Below are 5405 nucleotides of genomic sequence, written 5' to 3' on the forward strand. Positions count from 1 at the left end.
TATTTGGGCACTTTGGGCCCGAGGGCACGTCCAGTTATTTTGGCGATCAATACTCACGATCTGTTTTAAGTCCCGGCATTGGGACGGGGTAGCGTCCGTCGGGCCCCAGTTGGAGCGGTGCCGGGGAGTCCATTGTCAACTGGTCAAGGCCCGGCGCCATCTCATGCGAGCAGTTGAGCATTTCTTCGTAGGTGATTTCGCGACCGGTGTGCGCAGACATCCGGCCCATCGATGTGACAAGGCTTGCTTTGACACCACGTTCGGCTTCGTTATGGGGTTTGTCATCCAGGATGGCATCGATGAGGGCGTTCCATTCGTTCTGGTAGGGGTCGCGTTCTTCCGGTGGAACCTTGGATTCCCACTCTAAGGCAGACATATCGGGGGCCTGGCCCTTGAAGATGCGGGAGGGCAGACCGCAGTCTCCACTGGCGGACACCAGCGCCGACCCTTTGGATCCGTGGACATAGCTGTAATAGACGTTATCGGCGCCTGCCATGCAGCGGCCGTCGAAGCAGAATTTACTCCCGTCCGCGTAGGTGTACTCCACTGCATAGACATCAAAGTTCTGATCGATGTAGGGCACACCCTCGGGGCTCGTTTTGTAATGTCGGCCACCCAGCCCCATCGCTTTGACAGGCCAATCGTTTTTCATCCAGGCAAGGTGATCGATGATATGGATATAGAAGTCGCTGTAGGACCCACCACTGGCCCAGAGAAAGCTGTGGAACCGCCTAACCTGGTAAAGCAATTCGCTGATTCCTTCGGGCTTGGGGGTGGAAGCGAAATAACCGACCGGCCCATGCATGCGGTATCCTCGCTCGAAGATGATGTCGCCAATGGCACCGTCCTGAAGACGCTTGTAGAGCTCTTGCAGGGCGCGACTGTGGCGCGACATCAATCCCACGCCGACTTTGAGGTTTTTCTCTACCGACTTTTTGGCCAGTTCGAACATCCGTTTGCTGGTTGGACCATCGACAGTCACCGGCTTTTCCATGAAAACATGGAGGTTCTTCTCGATCGCATAGGTGAAGTGCACCCAGCGGAAGGCGGGAGGCGTGGTGAAAATCGCCACATCGCCGGGGCGAAGGCAATCCATGGCCTTTCGGTAGGCGTCAAAGCCAATGAATTTGCGATCGTCGGGGACATCCACCTGGTCTCCGAATCTCTGTTTGAGGCTGTCGTAGCTTGAGTTCAGACGGTCGGTGAAAACGTCAGCCATCGCGACGAGCTTGATAGGGACTCGTTTGACAGACATTGCGTTCGCCGCGGCGCCCGTACCGCGTCCTCCACACCCGATGAGGGCGATCCGGATGGTGTTATCCTCCGCAGCATGGACATGCGGCACCATTGCCGCACTGACGGCCGTAGCGGCGGCTAGTTGGCCTGTGTTTTTGAGAAATTCACGTCGGGACGACTTCGAGACTTGGTCTGACATTGCAAGCAACCTCCACACATGCGTTAAACGGACATTTGGTGAAAGAAAAAACTTTCGGCCTGCCTAAAAAGGGGTGGTCGAGCTGTTCTGCCTTCTTGCATTTTGAGGGCAATGTTACAGCAGTACAAAAACCTGTCTGCCGCCTTGTATTGTCGTCGGCCGATTTTGGCTGTCAACCAAGTAGTCTATCTCCTTCGGTAAAAAACTTCATGGTTTCGACTGGTCTTCGGAAAGCCACATTGCGAGTGCCCAAGCGAGAACAAATTGCATGGGATGAGCAGCAAAGCCAGGGGGCTGGGGTCTCACGAATTCTCTCACCGCGTTGCGCGGCCCGAGGCGGCTAGTTTCGCCCGCAGCGCTGCCACGACCGGCGGAGGCAAAAAACGGGAAAGTTCCTCATCGGAGGCAATGGGGGCAATTTCTTTGATTAGCGAACTGGAAACATGGGCGAGTTCGCCATCGGCAATCATGAAAAGTGTTTCCACATCCGGGGCGAGGCGGCGGTTGGCCATCATCATGGTGATTTCCGCCGCGATATCGGTGATGGGACGGACGCCACGGATCATGATTTTCGCGCCACACTCGCGAACAAAATTGACGGCCAAACCGCGAAACGTGCGGATCTCGAGGTTGCTAAGATGGGGCGTGGATTGCCGTATGAGCTCCTCACGTTCTTTGGCATCGAACATCGGAAACTTATGGATGTTCACCCCAATCCCCACAATGAGCCGGTCGAACAATCGGCTGGCGCGTTCCATCACGTTGAGGTGGCCAAGAGTGATCGGGTCGAAAGACCCGGGGTAAACGGCGATGCGAGGATCGAGCTGCGACATGGCCGGTTCTCCAATCAGACGATGGCGTGTTCGTTCCCAACCGATTATATTACGAAAAAACTTGCGTCGATGCACGCACGGCGCAGCCGTTGAAAGCTCGATCCAGCCGTTTGCTGCGGAGGACTGACCATGACGATTTCACGCGTACCAGATGGCCGATGCCAGCCCCGTGGGCCCTGGTTGAATATGGCGGTTGGGGCCTTTGTTGTCCTTGCCGGTGTTGCACCGGCTTACGGCCAGCGCCACATGGAGAAGCTGGACCGGGGATTTGTCGCTGTGCAGGCCGGGCCCCGTGCTGTTTATCTCACCTGGCGATTGCTTCGCGAGGACCCGCAGGACATTGCTTTCCATGTTTATCGCCAGAATCTGGATGGTGGAGCCACCGTTCGACGCAACCAGGAACCCATCACTCGGACCTGCGACTTTGTGGACGAGGAAGTCGATCCGGGGAACTACCGGTATACTTTGCGGGCTGTCAGACAGGGGCAGGAGACGGGTGAGCACACCTCGTTTGTTGTGACGGTCGGGGAAAAAGCCCGGCCTTACCTGTCCATCAAGCTCGACGGAAATCATACGTTTCAAAAGGTCGGCATTGCCGATTTGGACGGAGATGGCCGTCTGGATGTTGTCATCAAACAGCCGAACCAAAATATCGACCCCTATGAGGCCTATTGGAAGCCGAGTCCAGGCACTTACAAACTGGAAGCCTATACTTTAGCGGGCAAAATGTTGTGGCGATACGATCTTGGTTGGGCGATTGAACAGGGGATCTGGTACTCGCCCTATATCGTGTACGATCTGGATGGTGATGGAAAGGCCGAAGTAGCGGTGAAAACAGGTGAGGGGGATCCCCGCGGTCCCGACGGCCGCGTGCAAAGTGGACCAGAGTATCTCACAATCCTCGACGGGCAAACCGGGAAGCCCGTCACCCGTGTGGCTTGGCCGGCTCGGGAGATGTTTCCCAGCTACAACTATGCCTCGCGGAATCAACTGGCGGTGGCGTACCTCGACGGGAGAAGGCCAGCTCTCATCGTGCTGCGCGGTACATACAACGTCATGGTGGCCGTCGCCTATCGGTACGAGAAAGGGCAGCTTACGGAAATCTGGCGGTGGGACAACCGGGGTCTGGAAAGAAAGTACCAGGGACAGGGAGCCCACTGGACGCAGGCTGCCGATGTCGATGGGGACGGCAAGGACGAGATCATTCTCGGGTCGCTTGTCCTGGACGACAACGGAAAACCCTTGTGGAGTACAGGACTTGGCCATCCCGACCATGCCTATGTCGGTGATCTGGACCCCGAGCGGCCGGGAATGGAAATCTATTATGGAATGGAAACCCGGCAGCCGAAAAACGCCATGTGCATGGTGGATGCAAAAACGGGCGAGATTCTATGGGGATACGACGGTCCGACACGGCACGTTCACAGTCACGGCATGTGCAGCGACATTGATCCCCGCTATCCCGGCGCGGAGTGCTACAGTGCCGACACCGATCCGAAAAAGAACTTCGCCTGGGCCAGGCTGTGGAGTGCGCAGGGCAAGGTGATCAGCGAGGAAAACCTGGCGGGATTCGGTCCCTGGGTGGCCTACTGGGACGCCGACCCCTACCGGGAACTTGTCATCGGGTCGCGTATCCGTAAGTACCATCCCCCGCAAGAACTCGGTCCGCGGCTCGAGGGAAGTTACATCGCCACAGTGGATCTGGTGGGCGACTGGCGGGAAGAAATTATCACCACGGTGCCAGGGGAAATCAGGATCTATGCGACAACGATACCGGCCGTGGACCGGCGTCCCACTCTGCTTCAGGATCCACTTTATCGATTGGATGTGGCGATGGCCGCGATGGGATACTATCAACCACCGTTGACCAGTTACGACCTTGCCTCCCAGAAATGATCACCGCCCGTCGGTCGTCACCGCCGGGTTCTCTGTGGAGCACCGGTTGCTCATAAAAATTCGTCGTGCTGGGATGACGCGCCTGATACAATTCACCAGACTCCCAGCAACGGGAGTGCCCAGGGCCATCAAGATTTCTCCCATGGCCTGTTGAGTGGTGGCGTCCGGGCGAGGATCAGCCGAGGCGAACAGATGAAGCTCGGACCAGCGTTCTGTCCCTGCGTTTGATCCCACAGGAGTGCGTGCAGATGATGCTCTCTCTTAACGAACTGCGTCACCTTGCCCAGCAATTGAAGAGCGGTCAGCTCGATGTCGATCGTTTCGTCGAGGCATGTCAGAAATGGGGAATCGCCGATGTTGGCGAGGCTCAGGTTGATTTGGATCGGCAGCGAAGATGCGGTTTTCCCGAAGTGGTGTACGGACAGGGCAAAACCGTTGACGCGTTGCGAAAGATTTTCCACGCCCTCCTTGAAAACGGTGTCGATGTTTTTGCGACACGGATTTCGCCCGATAAGGCCGAGGTCTTGCTTCGGGAATTTCCTGCTGGACGGTACAACGCGGTGGCAGGTACGTTTCGCATCCCGAAGCAGGAGCCGCCAACCGATACGGAACCACGAGGTATTGTGACCGTGGTCACTGCCGGAACCAGCGATCTCCCCGTGGCCGAGGAAGCGCGAGAAACAGCTCTGTGGACCGGCGCCGAAGTTCGTCTGGTGCAGGACGTGGGAGTGGCGGGGCCTCACCGGCTGCGGGCCAATCTCCATCTCCTCGAGGATGCTGACGCCGTGGTGGTTGTGGCGGGAATGGAGGGAGCACTTCCCAGCGTGGTCGGGGGCTTCGTGTCCTGTCCGGTGATCGGCGTACCCACCAGCGTTGGATACGGGGCCAGTTTTGGCGGCGTCTCGGCCCTGTTGAGCATGCTCAATAGCTGTGCGGCCAATGTGGTGGTGGTGAACATCGACGCGGGATTCAAGGGTGGCTATGTGGCTGGGTTGATTGCGAAAAACAGTGCTCGGCGGCGCGCTTTGCTGGGGTCTGCAAAACAATGATCGAAAACAGTATTGCCCAAAATCCCCCTTTGCCGATATTGCCGGTGCGCCCCCGGGATGCCCATAAGGGCCGGTTTGGGACGGTCCTCATTGTGGGCGGGAGTTTGGGCATGTCGGGGGCGGCAGGGCTTGCTGGTCTGGCGGCTCTCCGCGGAGGCGCGGGCCTCGTCAGAGTTGCAACACCGGCGCCGG

At 57.7% G+C, this 5405-nt stretch carries 4 protein-coding genes and 1 pseudogene; 3 read left to right on the plus strand and 2 right to left on the minus strand.

Going from position 1 to position 5405, the window contains the following annotated elements; genetic code table 11:
• Nucleotides 1-46 precede the first annotated feature (46 nt).
• Nucleotides 47-1435 (minus strand): Gfo/Idh/MocA family oxidoreductase, encoded by a 1389-nt coding sequence (locus tag H5U08_RS09340; RefSeq protein ID WP_297032396.1) that lies wholly within the window; start codon nucleotides 1433-1435, stop codon nucleotides 47-49.
• Between the two features lie 314 nt (nucleotides 1436-1749).
• Complete coding sequence (coaD, locus tag H5U08_RS09345) at nucleotides 1750-2268, minus strand: pantetheine-phosphate adenylyltransferase (RefSeq protein WP_297032397.1); 519 nt, start codon at nucleotides 2266-2268, stop codon at nucleotides 1750-1752.
• Between the two features lie 129 nt (nucleotides 2269-2397).
• Here coaD and H5U08_RS09350 point away from each other — a divergent pair, with 129 nt between their 5' ends.
• The 3 genes and pseudogenes from H5U08_RS09350 to H5U08_RS09360 form a co-directional block, all read left to right on the plus strand.
• Entirely contained in the window at nucleotides 2398-4164 is a 1767-nt protein-coding gene (locus H5U08_RS09350) for a hypothetical protein (protein ID WP_297032399.1), read from the plus strand.
• A 248-nt stretch (nucleotides 4165-4412) separates the two neighbouring features.
• Nucleotides 4413-5213: a nickel pincer cofactor biosynthesis protein LarB gene (larB, locus tag H5U08_RS09355; RefSeq protein ID WP_297032401.1), complete on the plus strand. Its 801-nt coding sequence runs from the start codon at nucleotides 4413-4415 to the stop codon at nucleotides 5211-5213.
• Nucleotides 5210-5405: pseudogene (locus H5U08_RS09360) on the plus strand (NAD(P)H-hydrate dehydratase); the annotation flags it as partial. The gene larB and the pseudogene H5U08_RS09360, both read left to right, overlap by 4 nt.

Origin of the sequence: Thermogutta sp., from assembly GCF_014359955.1 — a bacterium.
Taxonomy (GTDB): domain Bacteria; phylum Planctomycetota; class Planctomycetia; order Pirellulales; family Thermoguttaceae; genus Thermogutta.

Coding starts and splice junctions, on each gene's coding strand:
- H5U08_RS09340 (WP_297032396.1), bottom strand. CDS start 1,435: ATGTCAGACCAAGTCTCGAAGTCGTCCCGACGTGAATTTCTCAAAAAC.
- coaD (WP_297032397.1), bottom strand. CDS start 2,268: ATGTCGCAGCTCGATCCTCGCATCGCCGTTTACCCCGGGTCTTTCGAC.
- H5U08_RS09350 (WP_297032399.1), top strand. CDS start 2,398: ATGACGATTTCACGCGTACCAGATGGCCGATGCCAGCCCCGTGGGCCC.
- larB (WP_297032401.1), top strand. CDS start 4,413: ATGATGCTCTCTCTTAACGAACTGCGTCACCTTGCCCAGCAATTGAAG.